The following is a 21,851-nucleotide window of genomic DNA, read 5'->3' on the forward strand; positions in this document are numbered from 1 at the left end:
GGCAATGTTAGAACGATACGATCCCCGCAATCTTTCCATAGACTGGGCTGCAACGGGAGAAGCAGCTATTTTTGTCGGCTTCGCCGTGCTCGTTGCCTGGCTGCTATATCGCATCGCTTTTGCAATTCTCATCAGGCTGGTGGCAAAGTCGGAATCGTCGATCGACGATCTCATCATCCAGCGCATACGCCATCCGATAAAGTGGTCGGCGATTGCCATTGCCGTAACGATTGCCGCACAGAATGATCCGCTGCTGGCAAGTTATTGGGAACCTGTCGGCCAGTTTCTGCGCCCTGCTCTGCTTGGCTGGATCGCATATTCGCTGGTCAAAGCCTTCTCTGCAGTGCTCGAACTGCGGCTTGACCAGGCCGTCGACCCGGTGGCCGTGCGCAGCCGCCGCACGCGCATCGCCATCCTGTCACGTACCGCGATTTTCGCCATCGTGGTCATCACCGTGGGCCTGATGCTCCTCACAATTCCATCGGTCCGCGCAATCGGAACAACGCTCCTCGCATCGGCCGGCCTGGCCGCACTTGCCATTGGCGCCGCAGCCCAGCCGGCGCTGAAATCGCTGATTGCCGGACTGCAGATCGCAATTACCGAGCCTCTGCGGCTGGGCGATCTTGTTGTCATCGATGGCCATACGGGCCGGGTGGAGGAAATCCACATGGCCTTTATTATCGTGCGGACGTGGGATGAACGCGCGATCGTCGTGCCCACCAGCCAGATTCTCGATCAGAGCTTTGAAAACTGGTCGCGCACAAATGAAAAGCTCACTGGCCCGGTTATGCTGCATCTCGATCCGATCGCCGAGGTTGCCCCCATTCGCGCCGAGTTCGAACGGTGGGTGGGCGAGCACGAGCTATGGGACGGCCGCACTGCCGAAGTCCTGATGACCGACGCCTATCCCGAAAGCATCGCACTGCGCCTCTCGGTCAGCGCGGCGACCATCGGTAACCTGTGGCGCCTGCGCTGCGCCCTGCGCGAACACATGCTCGACTGGCTGCGCGAAAACCAGGAACAGGCCCTGATCCGCCACCGGTTGGAATTGCCCGGCGGACACCCGAAGGCCGAAGAGGCAATATAGTTTTTCGCACCGACCTCCGTCGGTGCGTCCTCGGTGCTGTTCGCTCCCCCGGATCAAGTCCGGGGTACGCGGCACCTGCGGTCGCGCAGTCGCGCTCTGTCGGTCGCAGTCGCGTCCGATTTCAGCGATACCTAATTACCGTGTCGCGAAGCTCGCTCGGCGACGAGCCGAGGGCAAAGGCGACTGCCCGCCCGCAGCGGGCGCAGGTTGTCCTCCCTGCGGTCGTTCAGCTTCGCTTCGCCTGCGCGTCTAGCGAGGACGAACCCGCGGAGGCGGGTTCATGAGACAAACTAATGCTTCGAATCCCGCGTACTCTCCACCATCCCGTCGGTGAGGAATCCTATCGGTTTGACCGCCGCAGCGCGCTTCTTCAGCTCACCCTTCATCTTCTTATACTCGACTTCCATCTTCGCGGTAACGGTTGCACGGCTGTCTTCCATCGCCTCGTCGAAGTCGGACTTGCTGACAGTGTCGGGCACGCCTTCGGCACGGCGAATGGCGACGAGACCCGCGCGGCGCACCACGTCTTCCAGGTCCGCTCCGGTAAAACGCTCGGCCTTCTTGGCGATGGCGGCAAGGTCAACGTCTTCGGCCAGCGGCATATTCGCCGTGTGGATCTTGAGGATGTGCTCGCGGCCCTTGGCATCGGGCGCGCCGACATAGACCAGCTCATCAAACCGGCCAGGGCGCAGCAGCGCTGGATCAACCAGCGCCGGGCGATTGGTCGCGCCGATCACGACGATGGAGGAGAGGTCTTCCATACCGTCCATCTCGGCAAGGATCGTGTTGACCACGCGCGCCGTGACCTGCGGTTCACCCGCGCCTGAACCGCGCGCGGGAACCAGACTGTCGATCTCGTCGATAAAGATCACGCACGGTGCCACCGCACGCGCCCGCGCAAACATCTTCGCGATCTGCTGCTCGCTCTCGCCAAACCATTTGCTCAGCAGGTCAGAGCTTTTCATCGAGATGAAATTGGCCTCTGCCTCTTTCGCGACAGCCTTGGCGAGCAGGGTCTTGCCGGTGCCGGGAGGGCCATAAAGCAGGAAACCCTTGGCCGGACGGATACCGATCTTCTCAAACGCCGTGGGGTTCTTGAGCGGTAGCTCGACGCCTTCTTTCAGCTTGTCGATGGCGTCATCCAGGCCGCCCAGATCGCTCCAACTGACCGTGGGTGCCTGCACCATGACTTCACGCATGGCCGACGGCTGGACGCGCTTGAGCGCCTCGCGGAAATCACCCTTCTCTACGCACAGCTCTTCAAGCACTTCGGCAGGAATTTCCTGCGCATCAAGATCGAGCCTGGGCATGATCCGGCGGACAGCCTCGATCGCGGCTTCGCGAGTGAGCGCGGCCAGGTCCGCGCCAACAAACCCGTGCGTCGAGCGCGCGAGTTCAAGCAGGTCGACGCCTTCACCCAGCGGCATGCCGCGCGTGTGGATGGCAAGGATTTCGCGGCGACCCTGCGTATCGGGAACGCCGACGATAATCTCACGGTCAAAACGGCCCGGACGCCGCAGCGCCTCATCAATCGCATCAGGGCGGTTGGTCGCTGCGATCACGACGAGGTTGGAGCGTGCCTGCAAGCCGTCCATCAATGTCAGCAGCTGCGCGACAAGGCGCTTTTCCGCTTCGCCTTGCGTACGCTCGCGCTTAGGAGTGATGGAATCGATCTCGTCGATGAAGACGATGGCCGGCTGACTCTTCTCGGCCTGTTCGAAAACTTCGCGCAGGCGCTTTTCAGACTCGCCATAGGCGCTGCCCATGATCTCGGGCCCGTTGATGGTGAAGAATTCGGCATCGCTTTCGTTGGCGACAGCCTGCGCCAGCCGCGTCTTGCCGGTGCCGGGAGGACCATGCAGCAGCACGCCCTTGGGCGGATCCACGCCAAGCCGCGTAAACAGCTCTGGATAGCGCAGCGGCAGCTCGACCATTTCGCGCAGGGCGGTGATGGTATCGTCCATGCCGCCGACATCGTCATAGTTGATCATGCCGCGCGCATCGCGCGGTTCCTCGAATTCGCTGCGCAGTTCGACTTCGGTATTCTCGTCAATATGGACGATGCCTTTGGGACTGGTCGAAACCACCTGAAGGCGGATCTGGGTGAGCGCATAGGCAGGCGTGTTGAACATGCGCCGCACTTCGGGCGGCACATTCTGCACAGGCTGCTGACCATGCGTGGCGACGAGGTCACCGGCGGTTACCGGCTTACGGAAGAAAACACGCTTCAATGCTTCGGTTGGTCCCTGCAGACGCATTTCCTTGCGAGCGGGAGCAAACACCACGCGGGTGGCGGGCTTGCTGTCCACACGGCTTACCTGGACATGTTCGCCCGAAGAGGTTTCGGCATTGGCGCGCTGCAAACCGTCCAGCCGGATGACATCGAGCGATTCGTCTTCAGCGTAAGCGGGGGCTGCGATAGCCACGGTCTGCCGCTTGCCTTCAATGCCGACGACATCGCCTTCGGTAATGCCCAGCTCCTGGAACGCACTGCGCGGCATCCGCACTACGCCTCTGCCCGATTCTTCCTGCCGCGCGGCTGCGACCTGCAGCTTGACCGTGTTCTCGTTTGTAGTTGCTGCGTCTTCTTGCGCCATGCGCGGCCAGTCCTCTCGAAATTTCGTGTCACGGAGACCTAGGTATCACAGGCTGCGAATGCAATTGGTCCCGCTAAGCTGAACCTGACAAGCATATGCAAAGAATCGCTCACCACGCGGATAAGAAAAAAGGCCCGGTCGAAACCGACCGAGCCTTGGAAGTTTTGGGAGAGGATGCCTGAAAGGCAGGGTCGATATGCTTGTAGACGCCCGATTCCGCAAGTGCGAAAAGGTCACTATGTGTTGCGTGAAATGCAACTTATCGTTTTACCACTGATATAGAGGGATAAATTTTCGCTTTATGGAGCGGTGTAGCAATGCCCAAAAGCGTATTTGCCTCACCAATAGGTCAATCTATTGTGCGCCGCAGCATGCTTCTTGCGGGGTGACATACCCCCTCGCAGTGTCTATTCCGACGCCAAACATGCGCAGTGCCGCCAACAGGAGTTTTTATGCAGAAGCTTTACCCCGATGCCGCCGCCGCTCTCGATGGATTGCTGCGCGATGGCATGACCATTGCCGCAGGCGGATTTGGCCTGTGCGGAATTCCCGAGCGCCTGCTGGTCGCGATTCAGGATAGCGGTGTGAAGAACCTGACCTTCGCCAGCAACAATGCCGGGATCGATAATGAAGGCATCGGCAAGCTGCTGCGCACCAAGCAGGTGGCCAAGATGATCAGCTCCTACGTCGGCGAGAACAAGGAGTTCGAGCGGCAGTATCTTGCAGGCGAGCTGGAAGTGGAATTCTGCCCGCAAGGCACACTGGCCGAACGCATGCGTGCTGGTGGTGCGGGTATCCCCGGCTTCTACACCAAGACCGGCGTCGGCACACAGGTGGCAGAAGGCAAGGAAGTAAAGCAGTTCGACACCGGTGACGGCCCGGAGGACTACATCCTCGAGCGCGGCATCTTTGCCGATCTCTCCATCATCAAGGCGTGGAAGGCGGACGAGACGGGCAACCTGATGTTCCGCAAGACCGCACGCAATTTCAACCAACCCGCGGCAACCTGCGGCAAGGTCTGCGTCGTCGAGGTTGAGGAAGTGGTGAAGGCTGGCGAGCTTGATCCTGACAGCATCCACCTGCCCGGCGTCTTCGTGAACCGCATGGTGATCGGCGCGCCCTACGACAAGAAGATCGAATTCGTCACCACGCGCTCGCGCGAGGCAGCCTAAGCCCTTGCATCTGCCCCGCGCCTTTCTGCTGCTGACAGCCACGCTTGGCCTGCAAGGCTGCGTGCTGGCGGCTGCGGCGATTCCGCTGGCAGCGGGCGGGGCGATTGTCGGCAGTCAGGCGTTCGGAGAGCGCACCGCGCAGGCGATTGCCGAAGGAACCGATATCGATCCCGAGACCATCACCGAGGCGAGCTTCGGACAATATGCACTGGTGCCGGGCGGGGTCCTGCCCGAACCTGTCGCGGCCTTGCCGAGCAGCGGAGCCTACGGCGACTGGCACAGCTTCACCCTTTCCCAACTGGGCGCGGACGCATCGGGCCTTTCGGCACTGCTTGATGATCCTGCCAGCCTCGAGCCGACACGCTCGCCATGCGAAGCCGAAGTCCCTGCAGTCCTGATCGATCTCGATCCCGAAGACGGACTGATGGGGCTCGACAGCACCGCCTTGCCCAGCCCGGAACTGCGCGCTGTACTCGACAATTTCCGCCGTCAGGGCGTGGCGATTGCCTGGATCACCGATCGCGAACCGACCGATGCCGGGCGCATCCGCACGCTTCTGCTCGGCAGCCGCCTTGACCCGACCGGGCGCGATCCGTTGTTCGTTCAGCGCTTTCCGGGCGAAGGCAAGCAGGCGCGCCGTCAGGCCCTGTTGGAAACCCATTGTGTGATCGCCATCGCCGGTGACACGCGCGCCGACTTTGACGATCTCTACACCTATCTCATCGACCAATCCTTTGCCGGCGGGCTGGAGCCCATGATCGGCGATGGATGGTTCATCATTCCCACCCCGCTCGACTGAAGGATATTCTATGCCCTGGACACGTGATGAAATGGCCGCCCGCGCCGCGCAGGAGCTGGAGGACGGTTACTACGTCAATCTTGGCATCGGCATCCCGACGCTCGTCGCCAACCACATTCCTGAAGGCATGCAGGTCACCCTGCAGAGCGAGAACGGCATGCTCGGCATTGGACCGTTCCCGTACGAAGACGAGGTTGACGCCGACCTGATCAACGCGGGCAAGCAAACCATCAGCGAGCTGGCTCACAGTGCCTATTTCGACAGCGCGACGAGCTTTTCCATGATCCGTGGCGGCCACATCGACCTGACCGTGCTCGGCGCGATGGAAGTGGCGGAGAACGGCGACATCGCCAACTGGATGATCCCGGGCAAGATGGTGAAAGGCATGGGCGGCGCGATGGATCTGGTTGCGGGCGTGAAGAAGATCATCGTGGTGATGGAGCACACCAGCAAGCACGGCGATCCCAAGTTCATCCCCGAATGCACCCTGCCGCTGACCGGTACCAACGTGGTCGACATGATCATCACCGACATGTGCGTATTCCACCGCAAGGACCACGACAGCCCCTTCCGCCTGATCGAACTGGCTCCGGGCGTGACGGCTGAAGATGTGGCCGAGAAAACGACGGCCGCTTACGAGGTTGCACTCTGACGATGGCCCGGGTGGCACCAAACCCGGGTTCGCCTTGGCTTATCGTAGGCGGGTGGCTCTCGGTCGCGGCCTCGCTGCTCCATATCGGCTGCATCATCGGCGGCGAGGAATGGTATCGCTTCTTCGGCGCGGGTGAAGAAATCGCCATGGCTGCCGCGCGGGGCGAAGTGTGGCCACACATTATGACCCTCGGCATCGCGACGGTGCTAGCGATCTGGGCGTTGTTCGCATTCTCAGGCGCGGGAAAGTTCGCGCGTCTTCCGCTGCTGCGCACAGGGTTGGTGGTGATTTCCGCGATCTACCTGCTGCGCGGATTGATGTTGGTTCCGCTACACCTCTGGCGGCCCGAGATGACTGACGCCTTCACCGTATGGTCTTCGCTCATCGTGCTCGTGTACGGCGTCGCCTATGCGGTGGGCACATGGAAAGCATGGCCTGCAATGTCTGACAGGAGCCCCAGATGACCTACACCCTCATCACCGCCAACCGGAACTATTCAAGCTGGAGCCTGCGCCCGTGGGTGCTGATGAAGGCGCTGGGGCTCGACTTTACCGACCGCATTGAACCTTTCGCAGCGGCGGTGAATTACGAAGCGTTCCGCGCATTCTCACCCACCGGACAGGTGCCGGTGCTGCTGGATGGGAATCGCACCGTCTATGACTCGCTCGGCATCGCGCTCTACCTGGCCGACCGGCATGAGGACATTTGGCCGAAAGACGAGGCGGCGCGGGCCTTTGCCATGTGCGGCGTCACCGAAATGCACGGCGGCTTCTCCGCTCTGCGGGGCCAGTGCCCGATGAATGTCGGCGTGCGCGTACAGATGAAACCGCATCCGGTCGATCTCGCCAAGGACGTGGCGAGACTGCGCGAGCTCTTCGAAGAAGGGCTGGAGCGTTTCAGCGGACCGTACCTGGCAGGGCCGGACTTCACCGCGCTCGATGCCTTCTTCGCACCCGTGGCCTATCGCATCCGCACCTATGGTCTGGACGTTGGCAATGGGCAGGCCTGGGTCGACCATGTCCTCGCCCATCCCGCCATGCAGCAGTGGGAATCCGAAGCCCTTGCCGAAAGCTGGCGCGAGGAAAGCCACGAAACAGAGACCGGCGAGACGGGCGTGATCACCGCAGACTATCGCAGCGGCTAACCGGCGCTATCTTTCGAGCCCATCCAGCTGAAAATCCGCTTCCATGTGGGCTTGCCATCGTTGAGCAGGCTGGCGCGGAAGATATTGCCGAGCAGCTTGAGCTCCAGCCAGATGAAGGCAATCAGCAACACGATGGTCCCGATAATCTCCCACGTCGCCACACCGCTGCCCAGCCGGGCGAGCATGGCGAAGGGAGTGTAGAGCGGTATCCAGCTGAGGATTAGTGCCACCGGTTCGTCTGGCCCTTTCAGCGCTGCCTGCATCACAATGACCACCGGGATCATGATCAGAAAGATCACCGGCGTCAGATAGCTTTGTGCATCCTGCATGGATTCGCTGATTGCGCCCACGGCGAGGAACACCATCGCGAGCACCACGTAACCGCCAAGGAAGTAAATGATCATCGCCAGGATAAGCAGCGGATCGTCAAGCGCTTCGAGCGAAGGCCGCAGAACCTCGGCAGCAAAGCCTTCAAAATAGAGCGCCGCGACCAGACCCGTGCCCGCCCAGGTGAGCACAATGATCAGGCCGATAGCGCCCAGCCCCAGCAGCTTGCCCTGCATCAGCGTGTCGGGCTTGATGCAGGCAAGGACACTCTCGAACAGCTTGTTCGAGCGTTCCTCCACCACGCCCTGCAACATCATCGAACCTGTCGTCACCGCAGTGATCAGCAGCAGATAGACAAGCGCGATGGGCACGAGCGAACGAGTGGCCACAAGACTGCGCCCCTCTCCCGGAGGCGGTTCGATAACCGACACAGGAGCCTGCATCGTCTGTAAAGCGATAGCCGTGTCGGGAGCGATCCCCTGTGCGGCGAAAGCGTCCTGCCGCACGCTTGCTGAAAGGATCTCTCTCATATTGCGGATCAGGCTGGCGTTGGACCGGCCATTGGTAAAAATGCGCGCCTGTGCACCGGGCTGCCCGAAATTGGCGGGTATATGCAAAATCGCGCCATAGGGCAGGCGGCGATCATCCACCGTAATGTCATCCTCCAACACGGACCGCAGTCTCTCTCCAACCTCTTCTCCAACCGCAGGAATTGCCACGCCGTCGGGCAATGCAACTTCGGTGTAGTAAGGATCCTCGATTTCAAACGGAGGGGTGTCCTCGTCCAGCTCCGGCTCGAGCAGCGCAACAGCTGCCTCTGCCCCGCCCGCTTCGGCAAAACGCTGGATCTCGGCCGGGTTCAGCCACGCCTGCCGGTTAGCCCAGGGCGCTTCCGGATCGACATGCTGCAGCTCCCACTTCTCGGCATACTCGGAGAGTTCACGCAGCGTTGCCTGACGGAAACTCGCCTGCATCTGCGTCTCAAGAAGCGGTGCATAGCGCCCGCTCTCGTCGACAACCGAGTAGGCGGTGGTTCGTTCTGGCGCGAGCTGGTTGCTGGCGAAGCCCGAGATCGCAAGCGCGATGGGCACCGCAGCCAGCATGATCCAGAAGCCCTTGGTGGCAATCACCTGGCGCATTTCGCGTTTCGCTACGAGCAGGATCTCTCTCATCGCTCGATCTCCTCGTCCGCACCGACAAAGTGGATGAAGGTCTCGTGCAGGCTGGGCACCTGCACATCGAAACTGCGCAAGGGCACACCGTTGGCGGTGCAGTGTTCGAGCAGTGCATCGGGTTCGATACCCTGTTGCAATTCGACCTCGTAGCGGGTCCAGCCATCGTGGCTTTCCCCAGCATGGGTTCGCTCGACGCCGGGCAAGGCTGACGGATCGGCCTTCGCGGTCAATGCCAGGCGGCTGGGCAAGGCTGCGCGGGCTTCATCCTGCGTGCCGTCGAAAGCCTTCTTGCCACGCGCAAGCATCAGCAGCCGATCACACAACCGCTCGGCATGCTGCATCACATGGGTAGAGAAGATCACTGTCGCACCGTTGCGGGCGGACTCGGCGATCAGGTCTTCGAGCATAGCCTGATTGACCGGATCAAGGCCCGAGAACGGTTCATCGAGCATCAGCAGCTTGGGCGAATTCACCAGCGCAGTCGCGACCTGCACCTTTTGCGCCATCCCCTTGGATAGCTTTTCGATCGGAGACTTGGCCCAGTCGGCCAGTTCGAGCCGCTCGAGCAGCGCCATGGCAGCGGACTTCGCGGGTGCAGCTTCCATCTGCTTGAGCTGGGCGAAATAGATGATCGTATCGAGCACGCTCATCTTCTTGTAGAGCCCGCGCTCTTCGGGAAGGAAACCGATCTCCGCCGCGTTTTCGCGGCTTGGCTCCTTGCCCATAACCTCGATCCGGCCCGAAGTCGGTGACAGGATATCGAGCGCCATGCGCAGCGAAGTCGTCTTGCCCGCGCCATTGCCGCCCAGAAAGCCGAAGATACAGCCTTCGGGTATTGCAAAGTTCAAGTTGTCGACCGCGGTAAAGTCACCAAACTGCTTGGTGACCCCGTCAAAGGCCATCGCCGTTGCTGGCATGTGCTGGAAGCTCCCCGGAAAATGCTTGCCCGATGTGATGGCATTGGCGCCAACGGGTCAACCCCAAAGCGACCAACGACTTACGAAGCTTGACTTGGCGCGCCATTCCTGTATTTCTGAAATTACAGAAATTGGGAAAGAGGCGAGTGAGTCGCCACAGAGAACAAACGTATGACCAAGGTAATCGACATCCCCGAAGCGCGCGATTTCATCCTGCATTGGGGTGAGATGGGTAGTCATTGGGGTGTCAATCGCTCGGTCAGCCAGGTGCATGCACTGCTCTACCTGAGCGAAGACCCGCTGCATGCCGAAGAGATCTGCGAGACGCTGGGTCTCGCACGCAGCAATGTCTCGACCGCGCTCAAGGAACTGCAGGGTTACGGCATTGTCCGTCGCACCCATGTGATCGGCGACCGGCGCGACCATTTCCTCGCGGAAACCGACCTTTGGGACATGCTGATGAAGATCGTTGTCGAGCGCAAAAAGCGCGAGATCGACCCGACAATCCAGACCCTATCCGACCTGACCGACCAGATGGCCAAGCGCGATGACGTGCCCAAGCATGTGCGCGAACGCATCGGCCGGATGCACGACTTTATGGGCACGCTTTCAGGCTGGTACGACGATGTCCGCCGCCTGCCCAAAAGCACGCTCGTCGCGCTGATGAAATTGGGTGGCAAAGTCGCCCGCTTCGTCCCGACCCGCTCGCAGACGAAGCACTAACTCTCGAACGAGATTGAAGATGACCGCCACAGCCAGCTCCATTCACGCCCCTCAATTTCGGAAATTACAGAAAGGACAGGATATGATGCACAATCCTGACGTCGCCGCCTTCTTCCGCGCGCTTGGCGCAGGGACACTGATCGGCGGAGTGCCGTGGTTGATCGTGACTGTTCCATTTGGGCTTGGATTCTTCGCCTACGGTGAAATCGGTGGAGGAGTCACAGTCATTGCGATGCCTCTAGTCGTCGCCGGGGTAGTCACCCTGCTGGCCATGACAGTTTTCGGCCTCCCGTTGACCGCTTTTCTTGCGGAACACGGCGAGGAGTGCCCCCGCAGATATGAATTGGCAGGAGCGGTATCGGGGTTTTGCATTCCTCTCACCGTGCTCATTGCCACCAGCGATATCAGCGTTCTCGCCCAAGGCTTTGCCTACCTCTTCGCAGCGAATGGTGCGCTGGCCGGGTTTGCCGCCGCCGCAAGCTGGGGCCGGTATCGCCAGCGCCGCGCAACCCCTGCCGCAGAAGTCGATACCCCCAACCCCATCCACGACCTGTTGTTCTGACCCCACCCTCCAAACCAAAGAGAAGTACAATGATCGAAGTCAGCTATTTTGCCTATCTCATCATCGCTATCGGCATGACCGCGTGGGTTGCGCGCACGCTCAGCAAGAATGGTGAGGTGTTTCTGATCGACTGCTTCGGCCATGACGAGAAGCTGGCGCGCAGCACCAATCACCTGCTGGTGGTGGGGTTCTACCTCGTCAACATCGGCTTCATCCTGCTGACCATCAGCCTCGGCAGCGAGCCGGAGACCTGGCCCGAAGCGATCCGCTTTGTCGCCACCAAGGTTGGCCTTGCGGTGCTGGTGCTCGGCTTCTGGCACTTCTTCAACATGAACGCGATTGCCAAGTTCGGCCGCAAGGTCGGCCACTGGCTGCGCGAACAGGGAGATGTTGTTCCCAGCGCCTGATCACTCCTCGTCAAGCGTAGCGAATGGCGGCTCCATTGCGGGGCCGCCATTTTCGTTTATGCCTCGCATCATGAAAACCCGCATCAACTCTCCCTGGCTGGCACTTGCTGTGCTGGCCAGCTGTGCGACAGTGGGCTTTATCGATCGCATCGTGGTGAACGTTCTGGTCGAGCCGGTGAAGGCGGAATTCGGCCTGTCCGATGTGCAGGTGTCGATGATGGGCTGGGCCTTCGCGCTGCTCAACGTGGTCGGCGGATTTGTTACCGCACGCTTTGCCGAACGGGTACGGCGGCTGACGCTGATCGCCGGCGGTGTGACGCTCTGGTCACTGTTCACCGCGTTATGCGGCGCGGCGGGAAGCTGGGTACAACTGCTGGTCGCACGCATGGGCGTGGGGCTGGGCGAGGCGATCGGCCTGCCGCCCAACCAATCGGTCATTTCGGATTACTTCCCTGCGAACAAACGTGGCCTCGCAATTTCCTGTCTGCTGCTTTCCCCGCCACTGGGGGCCTTTATCGGGTTCGTCGGCGGCGGCTGGATCGCGCAGGAGTTTGGCTGGAAAGCGACCTTCCTGATCGCCGCGATACCCGGCTTTGTGCTCGGCATAATCGCCTATGTCTTCGTGGCAGAGCCCAAGCGCGGCCAGTTCGATGCCGAAGCGAGCGACGAAGTCCCACCCATGTCCGCCTTCTTCCACCGCATATGGTCATTGAAGAGCGCGCGCTATCTGGTGATCGGATCGTTTATCGCCGCCGCACTGAGCTATGCGCTCAACTTCTTCTTCGCATCGCTTCTGGTGCGCAAGTTCGACTTGGGACTGGCCGAGGCGGGGCTCTACACCGGCATTCTGGCAAGCTTGCCGGCGGCGCTTTCCATCGTCGGTGCGGGGTGGCTGGGAGACCGGCTCGGCGAACGCAATCCTGCCGCTTATGCGCTCATCCCCGGCGTGGGCTTGCTGATCGGTGGGCCGCTCGGGGCCTTCGGAATGCTGCAAGGTGATTTGCACACGCTGCTGACGCTCGTCGCCATGTCGATCTTCCTGACCGTAAGCTATCTCGGCATTACCTTTGCGACCGTACAGAACCTGATGCATCCACGCATGCGTGCCACCGCGTCTGCCACGCTCAACGGCATCTATACGCTGGCGGGAGGCCTCGGCCCGACGCTGATCGGCCTGCTGAGCGACCGCTTCTCCGCAAGCATGGGCGAGGCTAATGGACTGGCCACCGCGATGGCCACGGGCGGCATGGTTTATCTGGTGGCAGCCGCGTTCTACTTCCTCGCCGCACGGCATTTGCGCGGTGATACCGCTAAAGTCGCAGCAGGCGTGCGCGCTACCGTTTGAAGGGCAGAATGTGTCCTTGAGCGACTGAGCGCCAAAACCACTCAGCAGGGCCTTGCCGGAAGCGCGCAAGCCAGAGCGGCGACCAGCTGAACATCAACGCGATGGGAATGAGACCAAGCAGGAGAGCCTGCCCACGCGTTACTTGCGCGAACAGGTCTAAGCCCAAACCCATGAACACGGCGGCGAATACGAGGCTGGTGGCGAGATAGTTGGTCAGCGCCAAGCGCCCCGTTGCGGCAAGCCGCTCCGCTAAAGTACCACCGCGCGCAAACGCGGCCATGCCTAGCGCTGCCCAGCCAATGCCCAGTAGCAGGTCGAATGGTGCAGACCACACGAGCGCATTGGCGGTTGTGATGATGGGATCGAACCCGGAAGTAATGCTCCACGCAGCCAACCCAATCAGCACCGGAATCGCGATAACAACGCAGCGCCTCGCCAGCCGCATTATGCGCTCGCCAGACCACTCGCCGGCAAACAGGCCATTCTTCCATAACGCCATTCCCACCAACATCGCGGCGAGCGCTGAGGGTAGCGAAGCCACCACGAAACCGGACTGTTGCGGAAGCGTGCCGAGGCGCTGTGCCACACGCTCTGCCAGCCCGGCATCGGCGCGCGCCGCAGCGTCGGCCAGAGCGGAAGGATTCTCGCCATACAGGCTTTCCGCCACCTCCTGCGCCGCCGGATCGCCTACCGCCATCAGCCAGTCCCATGCATACCAACCCGATATGGCGAGCTGTGCGAGAACAATTACCCCCGCACTCCAGAGTAGTGTTCGTGTCTGCCAATTCACAGCAAAGGGCAAGAGCAGCCCCGCCACGGCATAGACGCGTAAAACATCGTTGTTTGCCAGCAGCACTGCATGCAGCATTGCGATTACGAACAGCACCAGCATCCGTGCGTAGTGCCCCCGCAGCGGATGCTCGCTCGCCTTGCCCAGCAGGATAGCCACGCCTGCGCCGAACATCATCGCGAAGAGCGCGCGAAACTTGTCTTCGATCAGTACGAAACCTACCGCCCAAAGAGCGATCTCCAGCGGACCGTCGCCGCCAAACACGCGCGGGTTGAAATAGGCAGCGGGCGGCATCGAAAAGGCGATGACGTTCATCGGCACAATACCGACCACCGCCAGGCCGCGCAGCGCATCGAGCGCCACGACACGGTCTGCTCTATTGCCGGGTGAAGCGGTGAGTTCAGTCTGCATACCGCTCACCGCCCTACAGCATTTTCCTCAGCCGAGCGCGGCCTTCAGATCATCGACCAGATCGGTGCGCTCCCACGGGAAGGCATCACCTTCGGCTGTGCGGCCGAAGTGGCCATAGGCTGCGCTCTGGCGGTAGATCGGCTTGTTGAGGCCCAGATGCGTGCGGATGCCGCGCGGGGTCAGATTGCCGAGCTTCTCGATACCGGCAATCGCCGTCTCAATGGCAGCATCGTCCGCCGTGCCCGTGCCATGCGTATCGACATAGAGCGAGAGCGGCTTCGAAACGCCAATCGCATAGGCCAGCTGGATGGTGCACTTGGTGGCAAGACCTGCAGCAACAATGTTCTTGGCGAGATAGCGGGTGATGTAGGCTGCCGAGCGGTCAACCTTGGTCGGGTCCTTACCCGAAAACGCGCCGCCGCCATGCGGAGCTGCACCGCCATAGGTATCGACAATGATTTTGCGCCCCGTAAGGCCGGCATCGCCATCGGGTCCACCGATTTCAAAGCTGCCGGTTGGGTTGATGTGCCACACGGTGCCATCGGTGATGAAACCTTGGGGCAGGATCTCGCCGACAACGCCCTTCACATAGGCGTGCAGCTCGGCTTCTTTCTCACCCTCGTCATAGCCCGGCGCGTGCTGGGTCGAGACGACCACAGCGGTGCACTCGACAGGCTTGCCGTTCTCGTAACGCAGCGTGACCTGGCTCTTGCTGTCCGGCTCCAGAAACGGCGCGGTGCCGTTCTTGCGGTCGGTCGCCAACTGCTGCAGGATCTTGTGGCTGTAATCGATGGGTGCCGGCATCAGGTCGGGCGTTTCATCGCAAGCGTAACCGAACATGATGCCCTGGTCGCCCGCGCCTTCATCCTTGTTGCCGCTCGCATCCACACCCTGCGCGATATGCGCACTCTGGCCATGCAGGTGGTTTTCAAAGGTCAGCGTTTCCCAGTGGAAGCCGCTCTGTTCGTAACCGATTTCTTTCACCGTTTCGCGGGCAATGCGCTCGATCTCTTCTTTCGCACCATCGACCCATTCGCCGTTTTCGTAGACGCCCTTGCAGCGGATTTCACCGGCGAGCACCACGCGCTGCGTAGCGGTCAACGTTTCGCAAGCGACACGGGCTTCGGGGTCTTTGGCCAGCATCATGTCGACGATGGCATCGGAAATCTGGTCGGAAACCTTGTCCGGATGGCCTTCGGAGACGCTTTCGGACGTAAACAGGTAGGATTGGCGCATGTTGGAGATTGCCTTCTCTTGAATTCGAATAAGTTATTCAGCGGGCGGCTCTAACGAGACCTTCGCCGGGTTGCAACGATAGCGGCACAAAGCATGAGCATGGCCCAGCCAAGCGGAAGTATGTTCCCCAGCCGCGCAAACAGTGTTGGCGGTGCAGCAAGCGGGATCGCGCTATCGATCCGGTCTTCGTCAAGCGGGGTAAGATAGTGCTGCACCACGCCGCGCGGATCGATCACCGCGCTGTAGCCATTGTTGGTGGCACGGATAACCGGCAGGCCCTCCTCTATCGCGCGCATACGCGACTGCGCGAGGAATTGCGGTGGGCCATTGGCGCCGAACCAGCCTTCACTGGAAGGATTGAAGATGTAGTCCGGACGATTGTTGCGGTCGACGACCTGGCCAGAGAAGATGATCTCGAAGCAGATCTGCGGGCTAACCGCGCCGAATTCACCCAGATCGATGGTCCGTGGCCCCGGTCCTGGCCAGAAGTCGATCGACCCGGGCACAAAACGGTTCAGACCAATCGGCTCCAGCCACTCGCGCATAGGGAGGTATTCGCCAAACGGCACCAGATGCGCCTTGGCATAGCCGCCCAGAAGCTCGCCCTCGGGTGATACCGCCGTCACGACATTGCGCGCACCAATTGCGCGGACAAAGCCTGCCTCATCCTCACCGATCTCCAGATCGATCGCGCCGGTCAGCAGCACACTTTCCCCACCTGCGGCGCGCCCTATCAATTGCCGGGCGAATTCGGGGCTGCCTAGCACGGTCGTCCGGTCATAATATCGCTGCGGATACCCCTCGCGCAGGTAATCGGCGAGCCCGCTTTCGGGCCACAGCACCACACGCGGGCCATCGCCCTGTTCGGGTGTGCGAGGAGTTAATTCCACCAGTTCGCGGAAGTTGTCGTCGTAGCGGGTCGGGTCGGCAATATCGGGTTGCGGGATCTGCGGCTGAACCACGGTGAGAGAGGTGCCGCCTTCGTCCTGGACCGGCGCGGGCCAGTACATGCCGGCAGTGATCAGCGCGCTCACCAGCACGCCAACGCGCCACCGCCGTTCTGCCGCGAGCAGGACAACCGCCGCGCCCAGCAGCACGGCCACGCCGGACAGCGCATAAGTGCCCATGATGGGTGAAAGCGCGGCAAGTCCCGGCCTGTCGAACGGGCCGAGCAGCACCATGGCAAACGGGTTCCACGCATAGCCCGAGAAGGCCCAGCTGCGCAGCCATTCGGCGACAATCCATGCACCTGCAAAGATCAGGAAAAAGGCCCAGCCCGGTCCGCTACGGACCACCAGCCTTGCCGCAAGTGCGGCGAGCGCAGGAAAGAGCCCGAGGTAGATCGCCAGGAGCGGTACGGCGGCCCAGCCGAGCACTGCTGGCATTTCAGATTGGTAGGCAAAGGCCGTTGCGATCCAGTTGTTGCCTAGGGTGAAATGCGCCCAGCCAAACAGCCAGCCGAGCCACAGCGCCTGCTTCCAGCTCCCTGTACGCGCGGCGAGCACGACCATCAGGCCCATGGCCAGCAGCGCGACCGGCCAGAGCCCGAGCGGCGCAAACCCGGTTGCTGCAGCAAAGCCAAGGCCAATCGCCCACGCCCATGCGCGGTGCGGCATCCTATCGATTATTGGCAGGTCTTGCGCGGGAGCACTCATGCGTGTGGCCTGTTGCTCCCGCCGGGTCAGTCGCTCAGCCTACGGCTTCGAGCGCGTCTTCACCGTCATCCTTGGGCTTGCGACGGGGCTTCAGACCCTTACGCGCCTTCGGCTTCTCGCCATCGCCGCTTTCTTCATCAGCCCGCGCGATTGCTGGAGGCAAAACGCCCAGATCGAGGCCGTCTGTGTCCTTGCCACCATCATCGCCGACGACTGCATCGTCCTGCTTCTTGCGGCGCGGCTGACGCTTCGGCTTGGCCGCATCGCGGGTGAAGGGATTGTCGTCATCCGACTGGTCGCCGCTATCACCTTCGTTGCCGGTTCGTTGATCGTCACCCTTGCGTGGGCGCGAATTCTTCCGGCCGCGCGGTTTCTTGTCTTCCTGGCCGTCATCATCGTCATGCGATGAATTGTCCTGCCCGCGTTCGGCAGCGCGCTTTGCCTGCGCTTCTTCCTTCTGCGCCTTGTTGTCAGCGATCACGCGGAAATAGTGGTCGGCAAACTGCAGGTAATATTCGGTCTGCACCCGGTCGTCATTCAGCGAGGCTTCGTGCGCCAGCTTCTTGTACTTATCGAGCATCTGCGGAGCGTTGCCCCGCGCGCGACTATCGATCCGGTTGTTCTGCATAGGGTTGCCGCCGCCACGATTATTGTTGCGACCACCACCACGACGACGATTGTTATTACGATTACTGTTCAAAGGAACTTCGCTTCCTTGTTGCGATCCCCCGGCCGAAGCCGGCGAATTTGCGCCCATTTAGCGCAAGCACCCAAATGGATGCGGGTTTGCCCTTCATCTGCAGAGTATTCTGGCGGTTTTACGCCCGGTTCAGCAAATGTTGGAGTTACGGCGGAGCGCGATCCCATCGCATCTCTTGCCTGATTCGAGGGTTAACTAGTCGATTCGCCTTTGCCAACCCTTAATCGCAGAGTGAGTGCACGGTCCCTCCCGCCAAGATCCTGACTCACTTCAACCGAAAATCCATATTCTTTCGCGATTTCCGTGACTTGTGCCGCCTGCAATGCACCAATTTCGAGCACAGCGACGCCAGATTCTGTCAACAGACCGGGCAATTGCGGTATCAGGATGCGGTAATCATCGAGTCCCTTGGGGCCCGCAAACAGAGCCTCGGCAGGTTCAAAATTGCGCACATCGGGCGCGAGGACCGCGCCGTCCTCAACGTAGGGCGGGTTAGAAATGACGAGGTCAAACCGGCCCAGATCGTTTACCCATCCGGGCTTGGTCCAGTCGGCCTGCACCATGTCGCAGCGCGGCGCGAAGCCAAGCCGTGCGGCATTCTCGCTGGCGATAGCGAGGGCGGCGGCGGATGCGTCCACGCCCACACCTTCGGCCTCGGGGAGATTGTCCAGCAAGGCGAACAGGAGCGCGCCTGATCCCGTGCCGCAATCGAGAATGCGCCGCGCATCAGTGACCGCAGCGAGCGCAGTTTCGACCACGCTTTCGCTGTCCGAGCGCGGAATCAGCACATCGCGCGTAACGCGCAAGGTAAGGCCGTAGAAGTCCTGATGCCCGACGATATGCGCAACCGGCTCCCGCGCGGCACGGCGCTGCAGGAAGTTCGCAAATTCTACCGGCACCTGGTCGCCCATGTGATGGATGAGCAGGCCCGAACGATCGACACCAAAGGCATGCGCCATCAGCAATTCGGCATCGAGCCGGGCTGTGTCGCTGGTGGCAGAAAGGCGCGCAGTGGCCTCTCGCAAGGCCTGAGCGACGCTCACTCGGTCATCGCCGCGAGACGCTTGGCTTCATCTTCGGCGATCAGCGCGTCGGTGAGTTCGGTGAGGCCCGTTCCCGCAAGCACCTCGTCCAGCTTGTGTAGCGTCAGCCCGATGCGGTGATCGGTCACGCGGCCTTGCGGGAAATTGTAGGTGCGGATGCGTTCGGAGCGGTCGCCCGAACCGACCATGGCCTTGCGCAGGTCGGCCTCCGCCCCGTGCGCTTCCTCGCGCCGCTTTTCATAGAGCCGCGCGCGCAGGACCTTCATCGCCTTGTCGCGGTTCTTGTGCTGGCTGCGCTCGTCCTGCATCGCGACGACTATCCCGGTTGGAACGTGCGTGATGCGCACCGCAGAGTCGGTTGTGTTGACGTGCTGTCCACCCGCCCCGGACGAGCGATAGATGTCGATCCGCAGATCGTTGTCGTCGATGGAAACATCGACTTCGGTCGGCTCGGGCAGCACCGCCACTGTCGCTGCCGAGGTATGGATGCGCCCGCCGCTTTCAGTAACGGGCACGCGCTGCACGCGGTGGACGCCGGACTCGAACTTCATCTTGGCGAACACGCCGGTGCCGGTGACGTTGGCGACGATTTCCTTGAAGCCCCCGACTTCGGCCGCGTTCATGCTGACGGGTTCGACCTTCCAGCCGTTCTCGGCGGCGAACTTTTCATACATGCGATAAAGATCGCCCGCGAACAGGGCTGCTTCATCGCCGCCGGTGCCCGCACGGATTTCGAGCATGGCAGGCCGCTGGTCGGCAGCATCCTTGGGCAGCATGGCAATGGCAAGCGCGCGCTCGGCCTCGGGCAGCGCTTTCTTGAGCGCGTCCAGCTCCTCCTCCGCCATGGCTTTCATTTCGGGATCGGCGAGCATTTCGGTGAGCCCCGCGATCTCCTCGCGCATGGCCTGCACTTCGGCTGCCGACTTCGCCACCGGCTCCAGCTCGGCATAGTCGCGCGAGGCTTGCACGAATGCTTCGCCCTCCAACTGCCCAGACGCCATCCGCGCCTCGAGCTCGGCGAAGCGATTGGCGATCTGGGAAAGGCGTTCGGCTGGGATGGTCATCCCCGAAACGATGCCTCACCTGTCAGTACCGACAACAAGCGTTGCGTGACCCCATCCAATTGCCACTCGACTTGTTCACCTGAAGACAGCTCTTTCACCGCTGCCCTTCCCTTGGCCAATTCATCGTCACCAAGGATAATTGCAAAGCGAGCACCATCCGCATTTGCACGCTGCATGCGCTTCTTCATGTTCCCACGGAAACCCAAGTCCACCACGAGCTGCGCGTTGCGAAACTCAGCAGCCAACTCGGTTGCACGATGCTCCGCCGCTTCTCCGAGCGGAATAATTGCGACTTCAGGTTGTCGCTGGCTAACTTCACCAACCAACATCGCCAGCCGCTCGATCCCCGCAGCCCAGCCGACCGCAGGCGTCGGCGCGCCGCCTAGGCTTTCCATCAGCCCGTCATAGCGACCACCACCGAGGATCGTGCTCTGCGAACCCAGCGCATTGGCCGCAGCCGAGCCTTCGTCCGGGATGAATTCAAACGCAGTGTGGCGGTAATAATCGAGCCCGCGCACCAAACTCTCGGCGCGGGTCCATTTGACGCCCGCTGCATCGAGGCCGCTGGTCACGGCATCGAAGAAGGCCTTCGCCCCGTCCGACAGGAAAGCATCGATCTTCGGCGCATCGGCAACGAACTTGCGATCCCTCGGGTCTTTCGAATCCAGAATGCGAAGCGGGTTCTTCTCCAGCCGCTCCTGCGAGTCTTCGGACAGCTCACCCTTCACCGCGCCGAAATAGTCGACCAGCGCCGCGCGCCATGCTTCGCGGCTGTCGCCATCGCCCAGCGTATTGAGGTGCAACGTCACGCCCTCGATCCCCAGCTCGCGGATCATCTGGTCGGCCATCGCCAGCAGCTCGACATCGGCCTGCGGTTCCGCCGCACCGATGATCTCGGCATCGATCTGGTGGAACTGGCGATAACGGCCCTTTTGCGGGCGTTCGTAGCGGAACAGGGCCCCGTGCGTTGCCACCTTGAGCGGCGCGTGCTGCTGCCAGCCGTTGCTGATGTATGCACGCGCAATCCCGGCAGTAAATTCGGGCCGCAGTGTCAGGCTCTCGCCGCCGCGATCCTCGAACGAGTACATCTCTTTCGACACCACATCGGTCGTCTCGCCAATCGCGCGGCTGAACACTTCGGTCTTTTCGAACACCGGCATTTCCACGCGGCGGAAGCGGTAGAGCTTGCGCACCCGCTCGAACGTTTCGACGACAAAGGCGAATGCCTCCGCATCGGGTCCGAAAATATCCTGCGTGCCGCGGATTGCCTTGGGTGTATTGCCTTTTGCCATGGCGCAGCCCTTAGCCCCCTTCGCCGCGTTCGCAAATCCCCTCTCGCCTTTCGCTTACGAACAGGCTAGGCGCGCCAGCAGTTTTGGGAGGGGGTGCCACCAGATTCCTTAAGGGACGGAGCATTCCATGCGTATCGAACATATCCCCGTCGGCGACAATCCGCCGGAGAGCCTGAATGTCATCATCGAAGTCCCCACAGGGGGCGAGCCGGTGAAGTATGAGTTCGACAAGAAGTCGGGCGCGCTGTTTGTCGACCGCATTCTGCACACGCCGATGCGCTATCCGTGCAACTACGGCTTTATTCCGCACACGCTGTCACCAGATGGCGATCCGCTGGATGCGCTGGTGATTGCCCGTTCGCCTTTCATCGCCGGCTGCGTGGTGCGCGCTCGCCCGATCGGTGTACTGAACCTGGAAGACGAGCACGGCGGTGACGAGAAGCTGATCTGCGTGCCGGTGGACACGACCTTCCCCTACTATTCCGACGTGGGCGAGACGAAGGACCTGCCAAGCATCATCTTCCAGCAGATCGAGCACTTCTTCACCCACTACAAGGATCTCGAAGCCGAGAAATGGGTGCGCGTGGGTGCCTGGGGTGACGCTGCCGAGGCGCGCCGGGTGGTCGAAGAGGCGATTGAGCGCGCGAAGAGCGCTTAACTTTCTGATTAAAAGTGGTTTTCACCGCAAAATTGCCACGGTTCCCGACGATTCGTGCCTTGCGGCAGATACAATGAGGTTAATCGGCACAAAGC

Annotated in this window: 21 protein-coding genes; 11 read left to right on the top strand and 10 right to left on the bottom strand. The window is 61.3% G+C overall.

All coding sequences use genetic code 11. From position 1 onward, the window contains the following. Positions 1-4 precede the first annotated feature (4 nt). Positions 5-1,087 (top strand): mechanosensitive ion channel family protein, encoded by a 1,083-nt coding sequence (locus OOZ52_RS12290; protein ID WP_274698828.1) that lies wholly within the window; start codon positions 5-7, stop codon positions 1,085-1,087. 290 nt (positions 1,088-1,377) lie between these two features. On the opposite strand, the gene OOZ52_RS12295 is transcribed toward OOZ52_RS12290, so the two are convergent. Further along, positions 1,378-3,684, bottom strand: coding sequence for a CDC48 family AAA ATPase (locus tag OOZ52_RS12295; RefSeq protein WP_274698829.1), 2,307 nt, complete (start codon positions 3,682-3,684; stop codon positions 1,378-1,380). Between the two features lie 452 nt (positions 3,685-4,136). On the opposite strand from OOZ52_RS12295, the gene OOZ52_RS12300 reads away from it, so the two are divergent. From OOZ52_RS12300 to OOZ52_RS12320, 5 genes are read left to right on the top strand one after another with little or no spacing between them, the layout of a single operon-like run. Next, positions 4,137-4,856 carry a CoA transferase subunit A gene (locus OOZ52_RS12300; RefSeq protein ID WP_274698830.1) on the top strand — a complete coding sequence of 240 codons (720 nt, stop codon included), beginning with the start codon at positions 4,137-4,139 and terminating at the stop codon, positions 4,854-4,856. A gap of 4 nt (positions 4,857-4,860) precedes the next feature. Beyond that, a complete protein-coding gene (locus OOZ52_RS12305; protein WP_274698831.1) occupies positions 4,861-5,655 on the top strand; it encodes a hypothetical protein in 795 nt (264 codons plus the stop codon). A 10-nt stretch (positions 5,656-5,665) separates the two neighbouring features. After that, a complete protein-coding gene (locus tag OOZ52_RS12310) occupies positions 5,666-6,307 on the top strand; it encodes a CoA transferase subunit B (RefSeq protein WP_274698832.1) in 642 nt (213 codons plus the stop codon). A 2-nt stretch (positions 6,308-6,309) separates the two neighbouring features. Beyond that, entirely contained in the window at positions 6,310-6,771 is a 462-nt protein-coding gene (locus OOZ52_RS12315) for a hypothetical protein (protein WP_274698833.1), read from the top strand. Continuing rightward, positions 6,768-7,451: a glutathione S-transferase family protein gene (locus tag OOZ52_RS12320; RefSeq protein WP_274698834.1), complete on the top strand. Its 684-nt coding sequence runs from the start codon at positions 6,768-6,770 to the stop codon at positions 7,449-7,451. The genes OOZ52_RS12315 and OOZ52_RS12320 overlap by 4 nt, the downstream gene beginning before the upstream one ends. On the opposite strand, the gene OOZ52_RS12325 is transcribed toward OOZ52_RS12320, so the two are convergent. Both OOZ52_RS12325 and OOZ52_RS12330 read right to left on the bottom strand, forming a co-directional pair. Continuing rightward, positions 7,448-8,950, bottom strand: a complete 1,503-nt coding sequence (locus OOZ52_RS12325; RefSeq protein WP_274698835.1) for an ABC transporter permease — start codon at positions 8,948-8,950, stop codon at positions 7,448-7,450. The two genes, OOZ52_RS12320 and OOZ52_RS12325, sit on opposite strands and share 4 nt — an antisense overlap. Continuing rightward, positions 8,947-9,870, bottom strand: a complete 924-nt coding sequence (locus OOZ52_RS12330) for an ABC transporter ATP-binding protein (protein WP_274698836.1) — start codon at positions 9,868-9,870, stop codon at positions 8,947-8,949. Before OOZ52_RS12330 ends, OOZ52_RS12325 begins: the two co-directional genes overlap by 4 nt. Positions 9,871-10,041: 171 nt before the next feature. Between OOZ52_RS12330 and OOZ52_RS12335 the strand changes: the two genes are divergently transcribed. The 4 genes from OOZ52_RS12335 to OOZ52_RS12350 all read left to right on the top strand — a co-directional run bounded on the left by OOZ52_RS12335 (position 10,042) and on the right by OOZ52_RS12350 (position 12,907). After that, positions 10,042-10,593 carry a GbsR/MarR family transcriptional regulator gene (locus OOZ52_RS12335; protein ID WP_274698837.1) on the top strand — a complete coding sequence of 184 codons (552 nt, stop codon included), beginning with the start codon at positions 10,042-10,044 and terminating at the stop codon, positions 10,591-10,593. A gap of 82 nt (positions 10,594-10,675) precedes the next feature. Beyond that, complete coding sequence (locus OOZ52_RS12340) at positions 10,676-11,155, top strand: hypothetical protein (RefSeq protein ID WP_274698838.1); 480 nt, start codon at positions 10,676-10,678, stop codon at positions 11,153-11,155. Positions 11,156-11,184: 29 nt separating this feature from the next. Continuing rightward, complete coding sequence (locus OOZ52_RS12345; RefSeq protein WP_274698839.1) at positions 11,185-11,562, top strand: hypothetical protein; 378 nt, start codon at positions 11,185-11,187, stop codon at positions 11,560-11,562. Between the two features lie 70 nt (positions 11,563-11,632). After that, positions 11,633-12,907 carry a spinster family MFS transporter gene (locus OOZ52_RS12350; protein WP_274698840.1) on the top strand — a complete coding sequence of 425 codons (1,275 nt, stop codon included), beginning with the start codon at positions 11,633-11,635 and terminating at the stop codon, positions 12,905-12,907. On the opposite strand, the gene OOZ52_RS12355 is transcribed toward OOZ52_RS12350, so the two are convergent. From OOZ52_RS12355 to hisS, 7 genes are all read right to left on the bottom strand, one after another. Next, the gene (locus tag OOZ52_RS12355; RefSeq protein WP_274698841.1) at positions 12,897-14,108 is read right to left on the bottom strand and encodes a DUF418 domain-containing protein; all 1,212 of its coding nucleotides are present in this window, start codon (positions 14,106-14,108) and stop codon (positions 12,897-12,899) included. The two genes, OOZ52_RS12350 and OOZ52_RS12355, sit on opposite strands and share 11 nt — an antisense overlap. A 27-nt stretch (positions 14,109-14,135) precedes the next feature. Beyond that, positions 14,136-15,344, bottom strand: a complete 1,209-nt coding sequence (gene metK, locus OOZ52_RS12360) for a methionine adenosyltransferase (protein WP_274698842.1) — start codon at positions 15,342-15,344, stop codon at positions 14,136-14,138. A 50-nt stretch (positions 15,345-15,394) separates the two neighbouring features. Then, positions 15,395-16,960 carry an apolipoprotein N-acyltransferase gene (lnt, locus tag OOZ52_RS12365; protein WP_274698843.1) on the bottom strand — a complete coding sequence of 522 codons (1,566 nt, stop codon included), beginning with the start codon at positions 16,958-16,960 and terminating at the stop codon, positions 15,395-15,397. A 73-nt stretch (positions 16,961-17,033) separates the two neighbouring features. Further along, a complete protein-coding gene (locus OOZ52_RS12370) occupies positions 17,034-17,699 on the bottom strand; it encodes a DUF4167 domain-containing protein (protein WP_274698844.1) in 666 nt (221 codons plus the stop codon). Positions 17,700-17,890: 191 nt separating this feature from the next. Further along, complete coding sequence (prmC, locus tag OOZ52_RS12375; protein ID WP_274698845.1) at positions 17,891-18,742, bottom strand: peptide chain release factor N(5)-glutamine methyltransferase; 852 nt, start codon at positions 18,740-18,742, stop codon at positions 17,891-17,893. After that, positions 18,739-19,806 carry a peptide chain release factor 1 gene (gene prfA, locus OOZ52_RS12380; RefSeq protein WP_274698846.1) on the bottom strand — a complete coding sequence of 356 codons (1,068 nt, stop codon included), beginning with the start codon at positions 19,804-19,806 and terminating at the stop codon, positions 18,739-18,741. The genes prmC and prfA overlap by 4 nt, the downstream gene beginning before the upstream one ends. Continuing rightward, positions 19,803-21,098: a histidine--tRNA ligase gene (hisS, locus tag OOZ52_RS12385; protein WP_274698847.1), complete on the bottom strand. Its 1,296-nt coding sequence runs from the start codon at positions 21,096-21,098 to the stop codon at positions 19,803-19,805. Before hisS ends, prfA begins: the two co-directional genes overlap by 4 nt. A gap of 127 nt (positions 21,099-21,225) precedes the next feature. On the opposite strand from hisS, the gene ppa reads away from it, so the two are divergent. After that, complete coding sequence (gene ppa, locus OOZ52_RS12390; RefSeq protein WP_274698848.1) at positions 21,226-21,756, top strand: inorganic diphosphatase; 531 nt, start codon at positions 21,226-21,228, stop codon at positions 21,754-21,756. Positions 21,757-21,851: the final 95 nt, after the last annotated feature.

Source organism: Aurantiacibacter sp. D1-12 (assembly GCF_028858515.1).
GTDB lineage: Bacteria > Pseudomonadota > Alphaproteobacteria > Sphingomonadales > Sphingomonadaceae > Alteraurantiacibacter.